Source organism: Streptomyces sp. ISL-66 (genome assembly GCF_018614135.1).
Lineage (GTDB): Bacteria > Actinomycetota > Actinomycetes > Streptomycetales > Streptomycetaceae > Streptomyces.
Window position 1 is genome coordinate 14267 of record NZ_JAGGOW010000076.1, and the last position, 21334, is coordinate 35600.

At 70.4% G+C, this 21334-nt stretch carries 17 protein-coding genes; 4 read left to right on the top strand and 13 right to left on the bottom strand.

What is annotated here, in order from left to right; genetic code table 11:
* Nucleotides 1-4 precede the first annotated feature (4 nt).
* Genes J7E97_RS15715 through J7E97_RS15725 form a run of 3 tightly spaced genes read right to left on the bottom strand, consistent with a single transcriptional unit; the run spans nucleotide 5 to nucleotide 3641 of the window.
* Nucleotides 5-931 (bottom strand): carbohydrate ABC transporter permease, encoded by a 927-nt coding sequence (locus J7E97_RS15715; protein ID WP_215027468.1) that lies wholly within the window; start codon nucleotides 929-931, stop codon nucleotides 5-7.
* A complete protein-coding gene (locus tag J7E97_RS15720; protein WP_215027470.1) occupies nucleotides 928-1980 on the bottom strand; it encodes a sugar ABC transporter permease in 1053 nt (350 codons plus the stop codon). Before J7E97_RS15720 ends, J7E97_RS15715 begins: the two co-directional genes overlap by 4 nt.
* Nucleotides 1980-3641, bottom strand: a complete 1662-nt coding sequence (locus J7E97_RS15725) for an extracellular solute-binding protein (protein WP_215027472.1) — start codon at nucleotides 3639-3641, stop codon at nucleotides 1980-1982. The genes J7E97_RS15720 and J7E97_RS15725 overlap by 1 nt, the downstream gene beginning before the upstream one ends.
* 323 nt (nucleotides 3642-3964) lie before the next feature.
* Between J7E97_RS15725 and J7E97_RS15730 the strand changes: the two genes are divergently transcribed.
* On the top strand, nucleotides 3965-6808 hold the full coding sequence (locus J7E97_RS15730) for a glycoside hydrolase family 3 C-terminal domain-containing protein (RefSeq protein WP_215027474.1): 2844 nt from the start codon (nucleotides 3965-3967) through the stop codon (nucleotides 6806-6808).
* Between the two features lie 92 nt (nucleotides 6809-6900).
* Here the strand turns inward: J7E97_RS15730 and J7E97_RS15735 are convergent, their stop codons facing one another.
* From J7E97_RS15735 to J7E97_RS15780, 10 genes are all read right to left on the bottom strand, one after another.
* Nucleotides 6901-8697, bottom strand: coding sequence for an alpha-L-fucosidase (locus J7E97_RS15735; RefSeq protein ID WP_215027476.1), 1797 nt, complete (start codon nucleotides 8695-8697; stop codon nucleotides 6901-6903).
* 104 nt (nucleotides 8698-8801) lie between these two features.
* Nucleotides 8802-9437 carry an LUD domain-containing protein gene (locus J7E97_RS15740; RefSeq protein WP_215027478.1) on the bottom strand — a complete coding sequence of 212 codons (636 nt, stop codon included), beginning with the start codon at nucleotides 9435-9437 and terminating at the stop codon, nucleotides 8802-8804.
* Nucleotides 9434-10933 (bottom strand): LutB/LldF family L-lactate oxidation iron-sulfur protein, encoded by a 1500-nt coding sequence (locus tag J7E97_RS15745; RefSeq protein ID WP_215027480.1) that lies wholly within the window; start codon nucleotides 10931-10933, stop codon nucleotides 9434-9436. Before J7E97_RS15745 ends, J7E97_RS15740 begins: the two co-directional genes overlap by 4 nt.
* On the bottom strand, nucleotides 10930-11670 hold the full coding sequence (locus tag J7E97_RS15750; RefSeq protein ID WP_215027482.1) for a (Fe-S)-binding protein: 741 nt from the start codon (nucleotides 11668-11670) through the stop codon (nucleotides 10930-10932). The genes J7E97_RS15745 and J7E97_RS15750 overlap by 4 nt, the downstream gene beginning before the upstream one ends.
* Nucleotides 11661-12569: an amidohydrolase family protein gene (locus J7E97_RS15755; RefSeq protein ID WP_308346522.1), complete on the bottom strand. Its 909-nt coding sequence runs from the start codon at nucleotides 12567-12569 to the stop codon at nucleotides 11661-11663. Before J7E97_RS15755 ends, J7E97_RS15750 begins: the two co-directional genes overlap by 10 nt.
* Nucleotides 12566-12877 carry an L-rhamnose mutarotase gene (locus tag J7E97_RS15760; RefSeq protein WP_215027484.1) on the bottom strand — a complete coding sequence of 104 codons (312 nt, stop codon included), beginning with the start codon at nucleotides 12875-12877 and terminating at the stop codon, nucleotides 12566-12568. The genes J7E97_RS15755 and J7E97_RS15760 overlap by 4 nt, the downstream gene beginning before the upstream one ends.
* Complete coding sequence (locus tag J7E97_RS15765; protein ID WP_215027486.1) at nucleotides 12874-13902, bottom strand: aldo/keto reductase; 1029 nt, start codon at nucleotides 13900-13902, stop codon at nucleotides 12874-12876. The genes J7E97_RS15760 and J7E97_RS15765 overlap by 4 nt, the downstream gene beginning before the upstream one ends.
* Complete coding sequence (locus J7E97_RS15770) at nucleotides 13899-14666, bottom strand: SDR family NAD(P)-dependent oxidoreductase (RefSeq protein WP_215027488.1); 768 nt, start codon at nucleotides 14664-14666, stop codon at nucleotides 13899-13901. The genes J7E97_RS15765 and J7E97_RS15770 overlap by 4 nt, the downstream gene beginning before the upstream one ends.
* Nucleotides 14663-16000, bottom strand: coding sequence for an L-fuconate dehydratase (locus tag J7E97_RS15775; protein ID WP_215027490.1), 1338 nt, complete (start codon nucleotides 15998-16000; stop codon nucleotides 14663-14665). The genes J7E97_RS15770 and J7E97_RS15775 overlap by 4 nt, the downstream gene beginning before the upstream one ends.
* Before the next feature lie 14 nt (nucleotides 16001-16014).
* Nucleotides 16015-16866, bottom strand: a complete 852-nt coding sequence (locus J7E97_RS15780; RefSeq protein WP_215027492.1) for a fumarylacetoacetate hydrolase family protein — start codon at nucleotides 16864-16866, stop codon at nucleotides 16015-16017.
* Nucleotides 16867-17409: 543 nt separating this feature from the next.
* Between J7E97_RS15780 and J7E97_RS15785 the strand changes: the two genes are divergently transcribed.
* The 3 genes from J7E97_RS15785 (at nucleotide 17410) to J7E97_RS15795 (ending at nucleotide 21259) form a co-directional block, all read left to right on the top strand.
* Nucleotides 17410-18459, top strand: a complete 1050-nt coding sequence (locus J7E97_RS15785; RefSeq protein ID WP_215027494.1) for a sugar ABC transporter substrate-binding protein — start codon at nucleotides 17410-17412, stop codon at nucleotides 18457-18459.
* Nucleotides 18460-18599: 140 nt separating this feature from the next.
* A complete protein-coding gene (locus J7E97_RS15790; protein ID WP_215027496.1) occupies nucleotides 18600-20213 on the top strand; it encodes a sugar ABC transporter ATP-binding protein in 1614 nt (537 codons plus the stop codon).
* A gap of 2 nt (nucleotides 20214-20215) precedes the next feature.
* Nucleotides 20216-21259 carry an ABC transporter permease gene (locus tag J7E97_RS15795; protein WP_215027497.1) on the top strand — a complete coding sequence of 348 codons (1044 nt, stop codon included), beginning with the start codon at nucleotides 20216-20218 and terminating at the stop codon, nucleotides 21257-21259.
* Nucleotides 21260-21334: the final 75 nt, after the last annotated feature.

The window sequence follows — 21334 nt, forward strand, 5'->3', positions numbered from 1 at the left end:
GGCTTCAGCCCTTGATGGCTCCGGTGCGCATGCCCTTCTTGAAGTGCCGCTGGACGAAGGGGGACGCGATCGCTACGGGGATCAGCGCGAGGACCATCACGGCCATCTGCAGTCCCAGCGCGGACAATTCCCCAGTACGAACGGCCTGCTGGAGGCCGGTCGGCGCCTCGGTGTTCTTCTGGACCAGTTGGATGAGCACGTTCTGCAGCGGCATCATCCCCTGGTCGCTGAGATAGATGGACGCGTTGAACCAGGCGCTCCAGTACCCGACCGCGTAGAACAGCGAGATGACGGCCAGCACCGCGCGGGACAGCGGCATGGTGATGGTCAGCAGGATGCGCAGGTCACTGGCCCCGTCGATGCGGGCCGACTCGGTGAGTTCGGGTGAGATCCCCATGAAGAAGGCCCGCAGGACCAGGATGTTGAAGACACTGACCGCGCTCGGCAGGACCAGCGACAGATAGCTGTCGGTGAGGCCCAGCGACTGCACCAGGAGGTACGTCGGAATGAGCCCGGCCCCGAAGAACATGGTCGCCATCATGGTCATCAGGAAGAACCGGTGCCCCAGACTCCCTGGCCGCGACAGGCCGTAGGCGGCCAGGACCGACACCGTCATCGAGAACAGCGTGCCGAAGAGCGTGACACCGGCCGAGACCATGATGGCCCGGCTGACCTGGCCACCGCTGAGCAGTTCGGTGTAGTTGACGAAGGTGACGCCCCGGGGGATCACGACGAGGCCGCCGGCCTGGTCGATCACCGGTTTGGGAGAGAGGCTGGTGACGATCACGATCCACAGCGGACCGAGCACCCCCAGGCAGCAGAGCAGGAGGAAGCCGCTCTTGGCGGTGAGTCCCGCCTTGCTCGGCGGCTCCTCCCACACCGGGCGGGCGGGAGCCTTGAGGCTGCGGACGAGCTGCGTGTTGAGGCTCATTTCTTGTACACCCCCTGCTCGCCCAGCAGGTGCGCGAACTTGTTCGCACCCAGGACGAGACAGATTCCGATGAGTCCCTTGGCCAGGCCGACCGCGGCCGCGTAGCTGAAGTCGCCGTACTTGATGCCGGCGCTCCACACGTAGGTGTCGAGGACCTCGGCGGCCCCCGCACCGACCGCGTCCCGCTGGAGCAGGAACTGCTCGAATCCGACGCTCAGCGCGTCACCCACGCGCAGGACCAGCAGCAGCGCGATCACCGGGCGCAGTGCGGGCAGCGTCACGTGCCACATGCGCCGCCAGCGCCCCGCGCCGTCCATGGCGGCGGCCTCGTACAGGTCGGTGCTGACGGCGGACAGGGCGGCGAGGAAGACGATGATCCCCCAGCCGGCGTCCTTCCACACGGCTTGCGCGGTGACCAGGTACTTGAAGAGGTCCGCGTTGGTCATCAGGTCGAAGCCGCTCCACCCGTGATCCTCCAGCGTCTGCGCGATGATGCCCGCGCCGCCGAAGATCTGCTGGAACACGGTGATCACGAGGACCCACGAGAAGAAGTGCGGCAGATACATGATCGCCTGCGCCACGGCCCGCACCCGGGGCCGGACCACGCTGTTGATGAGCAGCGCGAGGGCGATGGGGATCGGGAAGAACAGCACCAGTTGGAGCGCGAACAGGAGGAGGGTGTTCTTCGTGGCGCTCCAGAACAGCGGGTCGTCGAGCGCCCGCGCGAACTGCTCGAAGCCGACCCAGGGACTGTGGAAGATCGCCGTGACACCGTTGCTGGAGACGTACGGGTCGTAATCCTGGAAGGCGACGACGTTGCCGAGCAGCGGGACGTAGTTGAAGAGCAACAGCAGCGCGATGACGGGCACCGTCATCACGATGAGCGTGCGGTCACGGCGCAGCCGGATCCGGAACGGAACCTTGCCGCCCTTGGTCGTCCTGCTCGACGCCCGCACCTTCGCCCCCGTGGTGGCGACCGTGACCGTCCGCTCCTCGACGGTGGCGGGGGGACGAGTCCTGTCGGGCCTGCTCCCGGCCGTGACGGACATCAGTTGCCGCTGCCGTTCTTGTCGAGGAGTTCCTTGTACCAGTCGCGCAGCTCGTCGCCGCCGGAGGACCGCCAGGTGGAGATGGCGGCTTGCACGTCGGACAGCTTCTTGTTTCCGCGCACGTAGTCGATCTGCAGCTGCTCGTGCTGGCTGGCGAGGTTGGCGTAGCGGGTCGGCTCGACGATGGTCATGCCGTACGTGGACGTCTTCTTCATGAAGGCGCCCATCCGCTGCTGCCACTCGACCTGCTTGCGGGCGACGTCGGGGAAGTCGGGGTGGGCGTAGTAGGCAGCCGGGGCCGCCAGCATCGGCCAGGCGTTGATCACCTCGGAGTTGCCCTGGTCGTTCTTGACGGGGACACCGTCCTTGACCGCGTAGTGGGTGCCCTCGACGCCGTAGTCGACGAGCATCCGCTCCTTGGTGCCGTAGGGCGCGGCCGAGAAGTTGGCGGCGGCCAGCGCGTTCTCCACGGTCTCCTTCGAGGCGTCCTTGCTGATCAGCGACCAGATGGTGGCGGGCGAGGACGCCCACAGCGTCGGGTTGCCGCCGTCGGCGCCGAAGATGTCCATGGCTTCGATCTGGAAGCCCGGGTTGGCCTGGGCCTGTTCGGCCGTCTTCTGGTACCAGGCGGACATGTCGCCGTTGAAGACCAGGATCTGTCCGGCGGTGAAGCGCTGGCCCGCGTCGCCGGAGCGGGCACTGTCGTCGGGATGGACCACGCCGGCGTCGAACAGCTTGCGGGTCCACTCCAGGGCTTCGAGGTATTCGGGCCGCTCGATGGCGTACCTCAGCTTGCCGTCGTCATCGATGTTCCATTTGGGACAGGCGCCGAAGATGCTTCCCGAGACCCAGCTCATGTCACCGCAGGCCCACACTTTGGCCTTGGCACTGGTGGCTTCCTTGGCCCAGCTGAGGAACTCGTCGGCCGACTTGGGTACGGACCAGCCCTTCTGGTCGAAGAGGTCCTTGCGGTAGTAGGGCACGATGAAGCTCGCGGGGGCGGCGGGCATCGGAATGCCGCGCAGTGCGCCGCCGAAGATGCCCATGCGCCAGGCGTCGGACGGAATCGCGGCCAGGTTCGGGTACTTCTTGACCTTGTCGCCCGCCAGGTAGGGGCCGAGGTCCATGAACTTCGCGGTGACCGCGTTCGCGATCTTGCCGACCAGATGCCAGTTGGCCACGACCACCATGTCGGGTATGGAGCTGGAGGCGAGGACGGCGCCGAGCTTCTCGCCGTAGGTGTTGCCGTCCTGATTCTGCCAGGTGACCTTGGTGCCCGCCGCGGCGTCGACCGCCTCGTAGTACGCGCACCCGGCCTTCGGCGGGGTTCCCCAGAGCGGGGACATGATCTTGAGGGGAGCGCCGGTGCCGAGCTTGTCCGGGACCGAGGTGGCGAGGGCCGCGAGGTCGACCTTGGCGAGGTAGCCGGCCGACGAACCGTTCTTCGACGGAAGGTCGGGCGTCGCGATCGTGCTGGCGACGTAGGTCGGGAGCAGCTTGTCGGCGCCCTTGCCCCCCGTGGTTCCGTCTGGTGACCCGCTCTTCGAACCGCCGCAGGCGGTGAGCAGCGGCATTCCCCCGGCCACCGCTGCGGTGGCGACCGCCGTGGAGGCGAGGAAGCTTCTCCGGCTCGGTCCGGAGGAGGCGGCATTCGGCGTCATTGCGTCAACCCTTCATGGCGCACCTGAACACCCGGCGGTGGGCCGTCGGCTGCGGTGTCGTGACTGGAACTGACTTGGCTGAACCGGACATCCAACACCTGCGACGCGATTCGCAGTCGAAGCGCTTCGATGTTGCAGTGAGGTTAAGTGAACACCCATAGGCGCACAAGGGTCGCTTCCGAGATTCCTCCGCGGCCTGGAGGTGAATGCTCCTTATATGCTGCTTGACGCAAGGGGGTTGATCCCTTGACATCCACCCTGCTATCTGGTGAGCATCGAAGCGCTTCGAAAGCACCCGCCGCTCCATCTCAAGGGGATCCCACGTGTCCGCACAGACGCCGCACACATCACCGCCTTTCCGCGATCCGCAACTGCCTTTCGCGAAGCGCATCGACGACCTCCTGTCGCGGCTCACCCTCGACGAGAAGATCGGATTCCTGCACCAGTTCGTGCCCGCCGTGGAGCGGCTCGGCGTCGCCGCGTTCCGCACCGGCCAGGAGGCCCTGCACGGTGTGGCCTGGATGGGTCCGGCCACCGTCTTCCCGCAGGCGGTGGGCCTGGGCGCGACGTGGAACACGGATCTCGTACGACGGGTCGGCGAGGCGGTGTCCAAGGAGGCCCGGGCGATGCGCGCCCGCGACGACCGCGTGGGGCTGAACGTCTGGGCCCCGACCGTGAACCTGCTGCGCCATCCCCTGTGGGGCCGCAACGAGGAGGGCTACTCGGAGGACCCGAAGCTCACCTCGGCCATCGCCACCGCCTACACGCACGGCCTGCGCGGCGAGCACCCGACGTACTGGCGCACCGCCCCCGTCCTCAAGCACTGGCTGGCCCACAACAACGAGACGGGCCGCGACGTCACGTCCTCCTCGGTCCGCCCGCGCGTCCTGCACGAATACGACCTGCGCGCCTTCCGCGAGACGGTCGAGGCGGGCGCCGTGGCCGGTGTGATGCCGGCGTACAACCTGGTCAACGGCCGCCCGAACCATCTCTCGCCGTATCTGCGCGAGCAGCTGCGCACCTGGACCGACGAGGAGCTGCTGGTCTGCTCGGACGCGGGCGCGCCCTCCAACCTGGTCGACTCCGAGCACTACTTCGACACCCACGAGGAAGCCACGGCCGCCGCCCTGCTGGCCGGCGTCGACAGCTTCACCGACCACGGCACCGACAGCTCGGAGATCACGGCACGGGTCCGGGGCGCCCTGGCGCAGGGCCTGTTGACCGAGCCGGACGTCGACGCGGCGGTGCGCCGCCAGCTCTCGGTCCGTTTCCGCCTCGGCGAGTTCGACCCGGAGTACGATCCGCACGCGCTCACCACGGACTTCGACACCCCGGCCCACCGGGCCCTCGCCCAGGAGGCGGCCGAGCAGGCGGTCGTGCTGCTCAAGAACAGCGGTGGCGTGCTGCCGCTCGCGCCCGGCACCCGGCTCGCGGTGGTCGGCCTGCTCGCCGACGAGTGCAAGCTCGACTGGTACAGCGGCACGCTCCTGCACCGCTCCACGCCGCTGGCGGCCCTGTACGAGCGGTTCGGCTCGGAGCGCGTGCAGTTCGCGGAGGGCGTGGACCGGATCCTGCTGAAGACCTCGGCCGGAGCCTTCCTGCACGTCCCCGAGGCGGAGGCCCACGACGAGGTGCGCGGCGCCGGAGGCGCCCTCGACCCGGCCCTGCTCACGGGCCGGACGGACCTGCCCCCGCTCACCACCCGCGCGGCCGGCACCGAGCTCTCCCTCATCGACTGGGGCGAGGGCGTGCTGACCCTGCGCGCCCCCGACGGCCGCTATCTCTCCGTCGCCGAGGACGGCCGTGTCCGAGCCTCCGCCGACCAGCCCGGAGGCTGGGTCGTCCAGGAGACGTTCCGCCTGGAACCGCACGAGAACGGGCACCTCCTTCGCCACATCGCCACGGGCCACCCCGTCTCTGTCGCCGCCGACGGCGTCAAGGTTGCCGACGGGAACGGAGAGATCTTCGAGGTCGTCGTCGTCGAGAACGGCGAGGACGCGGTGCGCAGGGCCGCCGCGCAGGCGGACGTGGTCCTGGTGGTCGCGGGCAACGACCCGCACATCAACGGACGGGAGACCGAGGACCGTACGACGCTGACCCTCCCCGCCCACCAGGAGCGCCTCCTGCGCGCGGCCCGCACGGCCAACCCGAACACGGTGCTGGCGCTGGTGTCGGCGTACCCGTACGCGGTCGATCACGCGGACGTGCCGACGCTGCTGTGGACGGCCCACGGCGGCCAGGCGGCCGGCAGCGCCCTGGCCCGGATCCTGGCCGGCGACGTCTCCCCCGCCGGCCGTCTCCCGCAGACCTGGTACGCCGACGACTCCGACCTGCCCGACCTCCTCGACTACGACGTGATCGGGGGCCGCCAGACGTACCTCTACTTCGAGGGCACGCCCCTCTTCCCGTTCGGCCACGGCCTGTCGTACGCGTCCTTCTCCTACGAAGGCCTCACGACGCGCGTCGAGGACGGGACACTGTACGTGTCCTTCACGGTCGGCAACACCGGTGACGTCACCTCGGACGAGGTCGTCCAGCTCTACACCCGGGCCGTGGAGCCGTCGGTGCCACGGCCCCGCAGGGAACTGGCCGCGCACCGGCGTGTGACGCTCGCGGCCGGCGAGGTCACGGAGATCGCCTTCCGGGTGCCGATGTCGGCGTTCGCGTTCTGGGACGTGGCCCAGGGACGTCAGCGGGTGGCACCGGGCCACTACGAGATCCTCGTCGGAGCGTCCAGCGAGGACGTCCGCCTGGCCCGGACCGTCGAGCTCGACGGCGAGCCGTCCCTCCCCCGGCCGGTCATGGCGGGCGGCCTGGACGCGGTGGACTTCGACGACCAGAGCGGCACGGAGATCGTGGATCGCGCGAAGACATCGGGTGACTCCGTTACCCCTGTGGCCGGCCGGAGGGGCGAACTGGTCTTCCGAGACTGCGACTTCGGGAAGGGTGCTGCCGGGATCACGGTGGAGGCCGCGGGTGAGGGCGCGGTCGAACTCTCGCTGGACGACGGCCCGGTACTGGCGGTGCTCACGCTTTCCCCCGCTACCGCCGGGCCCCACGACTACGCCACGGTGACCGCCCCCGTCGTCGCGGCTGCCGGAGTGCACGACGTCCGCCTCGGCCTGCGCGGCCCGGTGCGGCTCGCGCGCGTCGCCTTCACCGTCTGAGGCAGCATCAAGCCAATCGGCCCCGTGTGCACGGGAGTCGTCGCGCAGGGGTCCGGCACCGGAAGGTTCCGGTGCCGGACTCCCGGGCGGGCTCAGCCGGTTTTGGTCATGTTCCAGTTCTGCGCGGGGCCGCCGTTGGCGGACCACTGGATGACCGGGCTTGCGTCCCCGCTCGCGTAGGCGTTGTCCAGCACCTTCCCGCTGTGCCGGTTGGTGAGCCGGAACGCACCCCCGCCCAGCGCGGTGACCGCCCACTGCTGCCCCTGACCGCCGTTGTCGGTGCGCTGCACCATCACCGCGCCGTCGGAGGTGTTGCCGTTGTCGTCGAGGGCCTTGCCGCTGCGGACGCAGACCAGTTTGTAGTAGCCGTGGCCCAGGTCGGTGACCGTCCACTGCTGCGGGGAGCCTCCGTTGGGGGTCCACTGGGCGACCTGGCCGCCCTCGGTGGTGGTGTTGCTGTTGTCGAGGGCCTTGCCGTTGTGAGCGCTGACCAGCCGGTAGACGCCGCCCGCCAGGACCGCCGGCATGCCGCTGACCTCCACGCAGACCACGGAGTCGTTCGCGTTGGGCGCTGTGGGCGGCACGCTGACGTTGATCTGGCCGCCGCTGACCGTGTGGGCGAGCGAAACCGAGGGATTGTTCATCAAGTAGACGCGGCTGATCGTGTTGTGGACCACCGGGATCTGCAGGGTGCCGCCCGTCGGCCACGTGAAGACGTGGGCGAAGAGCTTGCCGTTCTTCTTGGTGATCCTGCCCCAGGACGGCTCGGTGGCGAAGGGGCTGCCGCTGGTTCCGTGGATGCTGTCGGCGTGGGTGGCCATCCAGGAGGCGAGCCCGCCCAGTACCGTCGTCGCTCCGGCCGTCACGGTGCCGTCACCCTTGGGGCCGATGTTGAGCAGGTAGTTGCCGTCCCGGGAGACGACGGTGACCATCTCCTGGATGATGTCCTTCACGGACCTGTAGTTGTTCTCGGCCCAGTCGGTGTAGCCCCACTGGCCGTTCATGGTGGCGCAGGTCTCCCACGGCCGGTCCAGCGGCCTGACCGGCACGGTCTGCTCCGGGCAGGCGAAGTCACCCAGACCGAGGTCCCGCTTGACACGTTCGTTGACGACGAGTCCGGGCTTGCGGGCCATCAGCCAGCCGTAGAGGTCCTCACCGTCGGCCTTGGTCCACCAGTCGGTGAGCGTGGGGCCGGACGGGTTGCCGCACCAGTCGCCGTCGAACCACAGGACGGCGGGGTCGTAGCGGTCCAGCAGTTCCTGCAGTTGGGCCTTCATGTCGTTGATGTAGGCGGTGCGGGCGGTCTGCGACGACATGTCGGAGAAGAGGGTGCCCCGGTTGATGGTCTGGGAGGGGTGGCTCCAGTCCAGGATCGAGTAGTAGAGCCCGAACTTGACGCCCCGCTTCTCGCACTCGGTCTTCAGCTGCGCCAGCAGGTCGGGCTGGTAGCCGTTGTAGTCGCGCAGGTTGTACTGCTTGGTGCCGGTGGTGTCGGTGAAGCCCGCGACGTCGGAGTCCCACATCGCATAGCCCTCGTGGTGCTTGGCGGTGATCACGAGGTACTTCATCCCGGCGCTCCTGGCCAGTTCGGCGATGGTGGCGGCGTTGAAGCCGGCCGGGTTGAACGGGGTGGTCACCTGGGTCTGGTAGTCGGCCTTGTTCCAGTTCTCGGTGGAGAAAGCCCACTCGCCGTGGCCGCGGTAGGAGTAGGACCCGAAGTGGATGAACATGCCGAACCTGGCCTGGTACCACCAGTCCAGCTTCGAGGGGACGGTGTAGGCCTGGGCGGTGGCGGGCCACAGGGCCTGCGGCAGACCGAACGCCACGGCGCCGCCGGCGAGGGCGGCGCCCTTGATCAGGGAGCGTCGGCTGAGGGGGGAGGAGGACATCGTTCGACTCCTGGAGAGTGAGGGACAAGGGATGGCGAAACGTGCTCGGACATCGGATGTGCGTCTCGGTCCGTTCAGTGAGTGACGGGGCACGGCACCGGCCGCTATGCGTCGACCACCAGGACGATGTCCAGGGTCCTGGGCCCGTGCACGCCCTCGACACGCTCCAGCTCGATGTCACTGGTGGCCGAGGGACCGGAGATGAGCGTGAGCGGCCGAGAAGCGTCGAGCCGGCTCAGCGCCTCGGGCACGTCGGGGACGATCTGGTCCACCCGGACCACGCAGACGTGCTGGTCCGGCAACAAGGTCAGGGCCCTGCGCCCCTGGCCGGGTCCGTGGTCGAGGATCACGGTGCCGGTGACGGCGATCGCGGTGGCGACGGTGGTGACCACGGCATCCGCCCCGTCGAGCTGCCCCACCGTCAGCGGCGGAGCGTCCGCCAGCCGGGTCCAGGGTCCCTGCGGGACCAGGTCTTCGGGAAACCCGGGCGGCACCACCAGGGACCGTGCTCCGGTGCGGGCCAGCGCGCGCCCGACGGCCGCCGCCGCATCGGCCGCCGGAACGCGGACCACCGTGGCGCGGTACTCGGCGGCACGCTCGGCGAACAGCCCGACGACGTCCGGTCCCGCGTGGTCGGCGCGCGGCGTGTCCGGGAGCGGTACGTCGTCGGGGTTCTCCGTTCCGGGCACTCCGGCCAGGGCTCTGCGCACCGCGCTCAGGACGCTCTCGCGACCGTTCATCGTCGTCCCTTCCCTTCCACCGTCGCAGGGCTGTCTTCCTTCGCGGGTGGCCTCGTCCGGCGCCACCAGGCACGGAGCGTCTCCCGGGCCGGCAGGGGCGTGTCACGGCTGCCGGACCAGCGGGCGAACGGACCCGGCAGGACGCCGATCCGGCCGTCACGGGCCAGCAGCCGGGCCCCGAGTCCGGCGAGCTTCTGGGCCGTGGCCAATCGCTCCGGGGAGGACATGACGGCGGCCGCGGCCTTCATGGCGAGCCCCTCGATGGTGGGCAGGCGTCTGCCGCGCCGCCCCGCCTCCACGGCCTCCGCGCGCAGATGGACCAGCACCTCGGGGATGTTGATCTTCACGGGGCAGGCGTCGTAGCAGGCGCCGCACAGGGTGGAGGCGAAGGGCAGGGAGGCCGCGTTCTCGATGCCGACGAGCTGGGGGGTCAGTACGGCGCCGATCGGGCCGGGGTAGACGGATCCGTAGGCGTGGCCGCCCGTGCGCTCGTACACCGGGCAGACGTTCAGGCACGCCGAGCAGCGGATGCAGGCGAGGGCCTGACGGCCGACCTCGTCGGCCAGCGTCGCGGTGCGGCCGTTGTCGAGGAGGACCAGGTGGAAGTTCCTGGGGCCGTCGCCCTCGGTGACGCCCGTCCAGAGGGAGGTGTACGGGTTCATGCGCTCGCCCGTCGAGGAGCGGGGCAGGAGCTGGAGGAAGACCTCCAGGTCGGCGAAGGACGGCAGGACCTTCTCGATGCCCATCACGGTGATCAGCGTCTCGGGCAGGGTCAGGCACATCCGCCCGTTGCCCTCCGACTCCACCACCACCACCGTTCCGGTGTCGGCAGCGGCGAAGTTGGCGCCCGAGACGGCCACCTTGGCCCGCAGGAACTTCTCCCGCAGGTGGAGCCGGGCCGCCTCGGCGAGATCGCGGGGATCGTCGGAGAGCCCTTCGGGAGCCGGCCTTCCCCACTCCCCCATCTCCCGCCGGAAGATCTCCCGGATCTCGGAGCGATTGCGGTGGATGGCCGGCACCAGGATGTGGGACGGGCGATCGTGGCCCAATTGCACGATGAGTTCGGCGAGATCGGTCTCGTAGGCGCGGATGCCGGCCTCGGCGAGCGCCTCGTTGAGACCGATCTCCTGGGTCGCCATCGACTTGACCTTGACGACCTCGCTCTCGCCGGTCGCCCTCACCAGGTGGGTGACGATGCGGTTGGCCTCGGCGGCGTCCGCCGCCCAGTGGACCACTCCGCCCGCGGCGGTCACCGCGCTCTCCAGGCGCAGGAGATGGTGGTCGAGATGGCGCAGGGTGTGACGTTTGACGGCTGCGGCCGTCTCCCGCAGTTCCTCCCAGTCCTCCAGCTCGGCGGCGACCGCCAGGCGCTTGTCCCGGATGGTGCCGGTCGCCCGGCGCAGGTTCGCCCGCAGTTGGGTGTCCGCGAGCGCGGCACGCGCCGCCTGGGGGAAGGCCGGCGTGCCCAGCCATACGACGTTGTCGGCTCCGCTCACCGCACGTCTCCTTCCGTCGAGGCCAGGATCTCGGCCAGGTGCATCGTGCCGACGCCGGTACGCAGGCGCGACAGGCCGCCGCCGATGTGCGTGAGACAGGAGTTGTCGCCCGCGCACACGAACTCGGCGCCGGTGTTCAGGACATGGCGCATCTTGTCGGCGAGCATGGCGTTGGACACGTCCGCGTTCTTCAGCGCGAAGGTACCGCCGAAGCCGCAGCAGGACTCGGCGGCAGGCAGTTCGACGAGGTCGATGCCCTTCACGGCGCGCAGCAGGCTGAGCGGCCGGTCGCCGACGCGGAGCATGCGCAGCGAGTGGCAGGTCGGGTGGTAGGTGACGCGGTGCGGGAAGTACGCGCCGACGTCGGTGACGCCGAGGACGTCGACGAGGAGTTCCGACAGCTCGTACACCGTCGCCGCCACTCGCTCGACCGCCTCGGTGAGGGCGGCGTCCCCGTACTGGACGGCCACCACCCGGTGGTGCTCGCGCACCATGCCCGCGCAGGACCCGGACGGAACGACGACGGCGTCGTAGCCCGCGAAGACCTCGGCGAAGCGGCGCACCATGGGCAGGGTCTCGGGCCGGTAGCCGGTGTTGAAGTGCATCTGGCCACAGCACGTCTGGCCCTGCGGGAACTCCACGGTGTGGCCGAGGCGTTCCAGCAGGGCGGTCACCGCCTGGCCGGTGCGGGGGAACATCGTGTCGTTGAAGCACGTGATGAAGAGGGCTATGCGCATGGGGTTTCCTCGGGCGGGACCGGGGGTGCGGTGATGGTCAGGCCGTAGGTCCGCACGGCCGTGCCGGTGAAGACGTCGCGGCGCTCGGCCGGGCTGAGCTCGGCCGTCACGTCGTCGGCGGCGGCGACGACTTCGGCGTAGGTGGCGGCGAGCCGGCAGACGGGCCAGTCGGAGCCGAACATCAGCCGCCCGGGACCGAAGGCGTCCAGGACGGTGTCGGCGTACGGCCTCAGGTCATCGACCGTCCAGGAGCCCCGGTCGGCTTCGGTGACCATGCCCGAGAGTTTGCAGACGGTGTTGGGGAGGGCGGCGAGGCGCCTGATCCGCTCCGCCCAGGGAGCGAGTTCGCCGGACGCGACGGGCGGCTTGCCGAGGTGGTCGAGGACGAAGGTGAGGCCGGGCAGGCGCTGCGCGGCCAGGGCGGCGGCCTCGAGTTGGTGCGGCTTCACCACGAGGTCGTAGACGAGTCCCCCCTCGGCGATCGCGGCCAGGCCGCGCAGTACCTCCGGGCGCACGAGCCAGCGGGGGTCCGGCTCGTCCTGCACCTGGTGGCGGATCCCCACCAGGTGCTCCCCGCCGGTGGCGGCGCGCAGCCCGGCGAGGGTGTCGGCGACGTCGGGTGCGGTCAGGTCGGTCCAGCCGACGACCCCGGCGACCAGGTCGCTGCGCGCGGCCATGGCCAGGAACTCGGGGGTCTCTTCCGCCGCGGTGATCGTCTGCACCAGCACGGTGGCGGTGACGCCGGCCGCGCGGGCCTGCGGTGTCAGGTCGGCGAGGGAGAAGTCCCGGCGCAGCGGGGCGAGTTCGGGCCCGGTGATCCAGGGCTGGTCGCGGACGGACAGGTCCCACACGTGGTGGTGGGCGTCCACGGTTCCCGGCCCGTGGTCCGCCCCGGTCACAGCTCCCACACCACCGGCAGCGAGGCGTCCGCGCCCTGCGTGGAGTAGTCGTGGACGACGTCCAGCAGCTCGGCCATCCGCGCCTGCCAGGCGATGTTGACCGGCAGCTTCTCGAGCTCCGCGATCATCGCCTGGTAGTCCTGGACTTCCAGTACGTGGAACAGGGCGGTGCCGCTGCGCCAGATCGTCCACTCGCTGACCCCCGCGGCGCGGATGGCGGCGGTCAGCTCCTCGGGCACCTGCCGGTGCGCGGCGTCGTACTCCTCGGTGCGGTCGGCGCGGACCTTGGTGTGCAGGGCGACCTTCATGACGGCTCCTTCGGTGAGGGGGTTTCCCCGATGGGCGCGGTGACGGGTACGGGGGTGTCCGGGTCCAGCAGGCCCTCGGCGCGCAGCTCGTCCCACAGGCCTTCCGGGATCGGGCGCCGCAGCTGCTCCACGGTGTCGCGCACCTCCTCGGGGGAACGGGCACCGGTCAGGACGCTCGCCACGGACGGGTGGCCGAACGGGAAGCGCAGCCCGGCGGCCCGCAACGGCACGCCGTGGCGCTCGGTGACCGCCAGCAGCCGCAGTGCCCGGTCGAGCACCGGCTGCGGGACCGGCCCGTAGTCGTAGGTGGCGCCCGGCCGGGGGGCGGTCAGCAGTCCGGAGTTGAACACTCCGCCGATGACGACGCTGCGGCCGCGGGCGGCCGCCTCCGGGAGCAGCTCGGTGAGCCCGTCCTGTTCGAGGAGTGTGTAGCGGCCGGCCAGGAGCACCACGTCGATGTCGGTCTCGCGCAGGAAGCGGGCGGGCAGGGCGGACTGGTTCATGCCGATGCCGATCGCCCCGACCACGCCTTCGCCGCGCAGCCGCTCCAGCGCCGGATATGCCTCCCGCAGCGCCTGTTCGGCGTGGTCGTCCGGGTCGTGCAGCAGCGCGATGTCGACGCGGTCCAGGCCCAGGCGTTCCAGGCTCGCCTCGAGGGAGCGCAGCACTCCGTCGGCGCTGAAGTCCCAGACCCGGCGGTGGGTGGCCGGGACGGCGAAGCCGTGGGCGAGGTCGTCCCCGCGGTTGCCCTGGGGGCTCGGCACGAGGAGCCGGCCCACCTTGGTGGAGAGGGTGTAGGTGTCGCGGGGGCGCTCGCGCAGGGCGGCACCGAGCCGCCGTTCCGACAGGCCCAGTCCGTAGTGGGGGGCGGTGTCGAAGGTGCGGACGCCGGCGTCCCAGGCCGCGTCCACCGTGGCGCGGGCGGCCTCGTCGGTGACCGGGTGGTAGAGGTTGCCGAGGGCCGCGCAGCCCAGGGCGAGCTCCGAGACCGCTGCCGCGCTGCCGCCCAGCCCGGTGGTCCTCACGACCGGGCCGCCGGGCGCAGCCGCAGTCCCTGCATGCCGCCGTCCACCGCGAGGGCGGTGCCGGTGACGGAGGCCGCGGCCGGACCGGCCAGGTAGACGATGGCGGCGGCCACCTCGTCGGCGGTCACCAGACGGCCCATGGGCTGGCGGGCGGCGAGGGCGGCCCGTTCGGCCGCGGGGTCGTCGGCGGCGTGGAGCAGCCGGGCCACCCACGGGGTGTCGGCGGTGCCGGGATTGACGCAGTTGACGCGGATGCCCTCACTGACGTGGTCGGCGGCCATGGCCAGGGTGAGGGATTGTACGGCGCCCTTGCTGGCGGAGTACAGGGCGCGCTGCGGCAGTCCGGCGGTGGCCGCGATGGAGCAGGTGTTGACCACGGACGCGTGCGCGGACCGGCGCAGGTGGGGCAGGGCGGCCCGGGTGGTGCGGACCATGCCGATGACGTTGACGTCCAGGACGCGGTGCCACTGTTCGTCGGAGTTGTCCTCGACGGTGCCGGCGGCGCCGATGCCCGCGTTGTTGACGAGGATGTCGATCCCGCCGAGCCGCGTGGCCGCCTCTTCCACGGCGGCGCGTACGGAGGCGTCGTCGCCGACGTCGGCCTTGAGGCCGAGCAGCGGTTCGGGTACGCCTTGCGGATCGAGGTCGAGTACGGCGACGGCCGCGCCCCGCGCCGCCAGCGCGCGGGCCGTGGCGAGGCCGATGCCGGACGCGCCGCCCGTGACGAGAGCCCTGAGGCCGGTCAGTTCGGTCAGTTCGGTCATGCCACTTCCTCCTGCGCGGCGCGGTCGGCCACCCAGAACGTGCCGTCCGGGTAGCGGTACTCGGTGATGGACTCCTCGCGCATGGTGGCGGAGAAGCCGGGGGCGAGCGGCGCGGTGTAGTGGCCGTCCCGGATCACCACCGGCTCGACGAAGTGCTGGTGGAGGTGATCGACGTACTCGATGACGCGGTTCTCGGTGGTTCCGGAGAGGACCAGGTAGTCGAACATCGACAGGTGCTGCACCAGCTCGCACAGCCCCACTCCGCCGGCGTGCGGGCACACCGGCACCCCGAACTTCGCGGCGAGCAGCAGGATCGCGAGGTTCTCGTTCACCCCGGCGACCCGGGCCGCATCGATCTGGAGGACATCGATGGCGCCGGCCTGGAGGAGCTGCTTGAAGACGATCCGGTTCTGCACGTGTTCGCCGGTGGCCACCTTGACGGGAGCGACGGCCTTCCGTATCGCCGCGTGGCCGAGGACGTCGTCGGGGCTGGTCGGCTCCTCGATCCAGTACGGGTCGAACTCGGCGAGCGCGTTGGTCCACCTGATCGCCTCGGGCACGTTCCACCGCTGGTTGGCGTCGATGGCGATGCGGATGCCGTCACCGACGGCGGCACGGGCGGTGCGCAGGCGCCGGATGTCGTCGCTCATGTCGGCGCCGACCTTGAGCTTGATCTGCGTGAAGCCGTCGGCCACGGCCTGCTTGGCCAGCCGGGTGAGCTTGTCGTCGGTGTAGCCGAGCCAGCCCGGGGAGGTGGTGTAGCCGGGATATCCGCGCTCCAGCAGGGTCTTCTCACGTTCCGCGAGTCCCGTGCGGCCCTCGCGGAGGAGCGTGAGGGCGTCCTCGGGGGTGAGGACGTCGGCGATGTAGCGGAAGTCGACTTGGGAGACCAGCCACTGTGGCGAGGCGTCGGCGAGCAGCCGCCACAGCGGCTTGCCCTCCCGCTTGGCCGCCAGGTCCCACACGGCGTTGACCACGGCGCCGATCGCCATGTGCATGACGCCCTTCTCGGGGCCGAGCCAGCGCAGCTGACTGTCCCCGATCAGATCCCGGCTGACCGTTCCGGGATCGGCGCACAGCTCCGAGACGGAGCGGCCCATGACATGGGGCCGCAGCGCGTCGATCGCGGCGACCTGGACCTCGTTGCCGCGTCCGATGGTGAAGGTGAAGCCGTGTCCTTCGTGCCCGTCGCCGGCGTCGGTGCGCAGGACGACATAGGCGGCGGAGTAGTCGGGGTCCGGGTTCATCGCGTCGGAGCCGTCCAGTTCCCGCGAGGTGGGGAAGCGGACGTCGTAGGTGTCGACGGCGATGATCCGGGCGGGGGTTGTCGTCACGGTGGTGCTGCCTCTCACGCTTGGGTGAAGGTCTGGCGCTGGCTGCCGAGGCCGTCGATGGAGAGCTCGACCGTGTCGCCGGGGCGCAGGTAGGGAGTGCCGGGAAGGCCCAGGGCCACGCCCGCGGGCGTGCCGGTGTTGATCACGTCGCCCGGTTCCAGGACCATGTACTGGCTCAGGTACCACACGATGTGGTCGACCGGGAAGATCATGCCGCTGGTGTGACCGTCCTGCCGCTTCAGACCGTTGACGCTCAGGTACAGGCCGAGGTTCTGCGGGTCGCCGGCCTCGTCGGCGGTGACCAGCCACGGGCCGAGCGGGTTGAAGGTCTCGCAGGACTTGCCCAGGTCCCACTGCGACGAGTACTCCAGCTGGAATTCCCGCTCCGATACGTCGTGGCTGACCGCGTACCCCGCGATCACGGCCCGCGCGGCATCCGGTCCGTCCAGGTAGCGCGCCCGGCGGCCGATGACGACCGCGAGTTCGACCTCCCAGTCGGTCTTCACCGATCCGCGGGGGATCAGCACCTCGTCGTACGGGCCGACCACCGTGCCCGGGTCCTTCATGAACACCACCGGACGCGCGGGAATCGCCGCGCCGGTCTCGGCGGCGTGATCGCGGTAGTTGAGGCCGACACAGACGACCTTGCCGGGGCGGGTGACGGGCGGCCCGATGCGCAGCCCGTCCCGGTCGATTTCGGGCAGTTCCCCCGCCGAGACCGCTGCGCGGGCCCGGTCGATCCCCCCGCCGGCGAGGAAGGCACCGTCGATGTCCCGGGTCACGGAGGACAGGTCCAGCAGCCGGCCGTCGTCGGTGCGTACAGCGGGCCGCTCTTGACCTGGGGATCCGACTCGTAGCAGTTTCACCGGGCAGCTCCCTCGCCGAGCGGGTTTCGGTTTCGTCTTCGGGGCGATCGGCCGTGATGGCCGGGCGACCTGAGGTGCGCCGGTCCGGTCCGGGCCGTTCGCCAGGGCCCCGGTCATCCGATGGCCAGTCAGTCATCGGATGTATCGGCGGCCACAGCGAACATAGACGCGGAGATCGCAGCTGACAATGCATTCCTCGGATGTATTTCCTCGCCGTCACCCACCGCCGCTCTCGAAGGGCAGCTCTCCCGGAGCCGTCCGCGGCACATCCCCGAAGCGCCGTTGCTCGTGAGCAGGCGGACGTCGGGCGGGGTCAGACGGCTAGGGCAGCGTCGCGACGCTCTGTGGCGCGAGGACCCGGCACATCAAGCCGGTCCAGGACCCTTGCCAACTTCGGCAACGTCGTCGTAACGTCCCGTCCCAGATACATCGGAGGAATGGCCGGATCGCTGGGTGCGCCGTCCGGCGCCCCCGCCGCCTTCCGCACGGCGCGTACGTCCCCCTCCCCACGTCGCAGCGCCCCTGGCTAAGGAGAACACGGCCATGAACCCCACCCGCACCCGCTCCACCGCCGCAGCCGCCACCGCCGTCCTCGCGATGCTGGCCCTCGCCACCGCATGCAATCGCGAGAGCCCGGGCTCGGCAGCGTCGGGCGGCGACAAGTCCGTCATCGGCATCGACCTGCCCCGCTCCGACTCCGACTTCTGGAACTCCTACGCGCAGTACCTGAAGAACGACATCAAGACCGACGGCATCAACGCGCTACCGCTGAGCAATTCGCAGAACGACGTCACCAAGCTCGTCGCCAACGTGCAGGTGTTCCAGAACACGGGCGCCAAAGCCGTCGTCATCGCACCCCAGGACACCGGCGCCATCGCCTCCACCCTGGAGACCCTCGCGTCGAAGAAGATCCCGGTGGTCAGCGTCGACACCAGACCCGACAAGGGCAGTGTCTACATGGTCGTCCGAGCCGACAACAGGGCGTACGGCACGAAGGCGTGCGAGTTCCTCGGCGCGCAGCTGGGCGGTGAGGGGAAGGTCGCCGAGTTCCAGGGCGCCCTCGACTCCATCAACGGCCGCGACCGCTCCGAGGCGTTCGCGGAGTGCATGAAGTCGAAGTTCCCGAAGATCAAGGTCTTCGAGCTGCCCACCGACTGGAAGGGCGACGTCGCCTCCGCCAAGCTGCAGAGCCTGCTCGCGCAGCACCCGGACCTGAACGGCATCTACATGCAGGCGGGCGGCGTCTTCCTGCAGCCCACTCTCGCCCTGCTGGAGCAGAAGGGACTGCTCAAGCCCGCCGGGCAGGAGGGCCACATCAGCATCGTCTCCAACGACGGCATCCCGCAGGAGTTCGACGCCATCCGCAAGGGACAGATCGACGCCACCATCTCCCAGCCGGCCGACCTCTACGCCAAGTACGCGCTGCACTACGCCAAAGCCGCCGCCGAGGGCAAGACCTTCCAGCCGGGTGCGACCGACCACGGCTCCACCATCATCAAGCTGCCCAACGGCCTGGAGGACCAGATCCCCGCTCCCCTGGTCACCAAGGACAACGTCGACGACACGACCCTGTGGGGCAACCACGTCGGCTGACGGCCGGCGGTCCCCGCCCCGCGCGCGGTCGGAACGGACCACCCCCCGTCCCCCACCGCGTCCTCTCCCCCTCCGGGCCCGAGGTGCACGCCCGCGCACCTCGGCGCCCCAGCCTCCGTACACGAAGGACGGTATCCACCATGGCGGACACCGCGACCGCCCCGGCGGCCGGTCCCGGCACCCCGGCCCCAGTGGCCGAGGCGACCGGCATCAGCAAACGTTTCGGCGCGACCGTCGCGCTGCGCGACGCCCGTATCACCATCGCCCCGGGCGAGTCGCACGCCCTGGTCGGACGCAACGGCGCCGGCAAGTCGACGCTCGTGTCCGTCCTCACCGGCCTTCAGCAGCCCGATACCGGAGCGCTGCGCTTCTCGGGTGAGCCGGCCCCCGCCTTCGGCGACATCGACGCCTGGCGCTCCCGCGTCGCCTGCGTCTACCAGCGCTCCACGATCATCGGTGAGCTGACCGTCGCCGAGAACCTCTTCCTGAACCGGCAGAGCGGCGGCCCGCTGCGGCCCATCCGCTGGAAGCGTCTGCGCCACCGCGCCGCGGAGCTCCTCGGCGAGTACGGCGTCGACGTCGACCCCGCCGCCCGGGCCGGGCAACTCACCGTAGAGCAGCGGCAGTTCGTGGAGATCGCCCGGGCCCTGTCGTTCGGCGCCCGCTTCATCATCCTCGACGAGCCGACGGCGAAGCTCGACGGCCGGGGCATCGGCCGTCTCTTCGACAAACTCCGCGACCTCCAGGGCCAGGGTGTCGCCTTCCTCTTCATCTCCCACCACCTGCAAGAGGTGTACGACCTCTGCACCACGGTCACGGTCTACCGCGACGCGGCCCACATCCTCACCGCGCCCGTCAGCCGGCTCGACCGTCCGGCGCTGGTGGAGGCCATGACCGGCGAATCCGCCTCGACCGTCACCGCCACCGCCGGCCGCCCCCCGGGCACACGGGCCGACTCGACGGAACTGCTGGCGATCGACGGCCTCACGCTGCCCGGTGTGTGCGAGGGCATCTCCCTCTCCGTACGCTCCGGCGAGGTCGTCGGGCTCGCCGGAGCCACCGCCAGCGGCAACGTGCAGGTGGGTGAGGCGGTCGCCGGTCTGCACCGCGCCGAGGGCGGCCGTATCTCGGTGGGCGGCAAGACCGTACGCACCGGCAGTGTGCCGTCCGCGCTCACCGCCGGCATCGGCCTGGTCCCCGAGGACCGCCACCGCCAGGGACTGGTCGGCAACCGCAGCGTGGCAGAGAACGCGACGCTCACCGTCACCGACCAGCTCGGCCCGTTCGGCACCGTGCTGCCCGCCCGCACCAGGGCCTTCGCGCAGCGCGTGATCCGGGACCTGGACATCAAGACTCCCGGACCGGCCACCCCGGTCTCCGCCCTCTCCGGCGGCAACCAGCAGAAGGTCGTCGTCGCCCGCGCCCTGGCCACCGATCCGCACGTGCTCGTGGCCATCCGCCCCACCAACGGTGTGGACGTCAAGTCCAAGGAGTTCCTGCTCGGCAGGATCCGGCAGGTCGCGGACGGCGGCAAGGCCGCGCTGATCGTCTCCGACGAGCTGGACGACCTCAAGGTCTGCGACCGGGTCGTCGTCATGTTCCACGGGCGGGTGGTGGCCGAGTTCGACCACAGATGGAAGGACGAGGACGTCGTCGCCGCCATCGAGGGCCTAGCCGGCGACCCGGCTCCTGCCACCACGTCTCCCACATCCGCCCTACCCGCCTCCCCCGGCGCAGACGAGCACGGAAGGTAGTCATGTCCGCCACCACAGATCTCACCGAGCAGGCACCGGGCACGGCGGCGCCGGCCGCGGCGGACACCGTCCGCCGCCGGGTCGGCCCCGGGCGCTTGCGCGAACTGTCCCTGGTCCCGGCGATCCTCGTCCTGGGCCTGATCGGGTTCATCGTCTCGCCGGCCTTCCTCACCGCCGACAACCTGATCGGTGTGGCCCAGCAGTCCACCGAGCTGAGCCTGCTGGCGCTCGCCACGACCTTCGTCCTGATCGCCGGCCGGATGGACCTGTCCCTGGAGTCCACCATCGGCGTGGCTCCCGTCATCGCCGTGTGGTTGATCCTGCCCTCCAGCGGGGGCCGGTTCACCGGACTCGGCCTCTTCCCGGAGTGGACGGCCGTCCCGCTCTGCCTGCTGGTCGGGGCGCTGATCGGCGCCGTCAACGGCTTCCTCATCCTCAAGCTGCGCCTCAACGGCTTCATCGTCACCCTCGGCGCCCTGACCATGCTCCGCGGGCTGCAAGTCGCCCTGTCCGAAGGCCAGTCCATCGTCGAGCTGCCCTCGTCCTTCACCTACCTGGGCAGGGCGTCCTGGCTGGGCGTGCCCGCAGCGATCTGGGTGTGCGCGCTGCTCTTCGCGATCGGCGGCAGTGTGCTGGCCTGGCTCCGGCACGGCCGGGCGCTGTACGCGATCGGCGGCAATGCCGAGGCCGCCCGCACCGCGGGCGTCCGCGTCGACCGCATCGTGTGGGTCGTGCTCATCCTCGACAGCGTGCTGGCCGCGTTCGCCGGTATACTTTACAGCGGGCACTACGGCTCCGTCTCCGCCACCCAGGGCAGCGGCTGGATCTTCCAGGTCTTCGCCGCGACGGTCATCGGCGGAGTCAGCCTCAACGGCGGCAAGGGTTCCGTTTTCGGCGCTCTCACCGGCGTCCTCACCCTCCAGCTCGTCGTCAACGTCATGACGCTGGCGGGCGTACCGCCCCTGTGGAACCAGTTCCTCAACGGCGCCATCATCATCGTCGCCCTGGTCATCTCCCGATTCGCGTCCGGCGAGAAGCAGGAATAGCCGAGAAGCAGGAATAGCCACGTCCCGCAAGCGGCACCGCGGGCCCCGATCCGGGTCCGGCGCCGCCACCGCCCC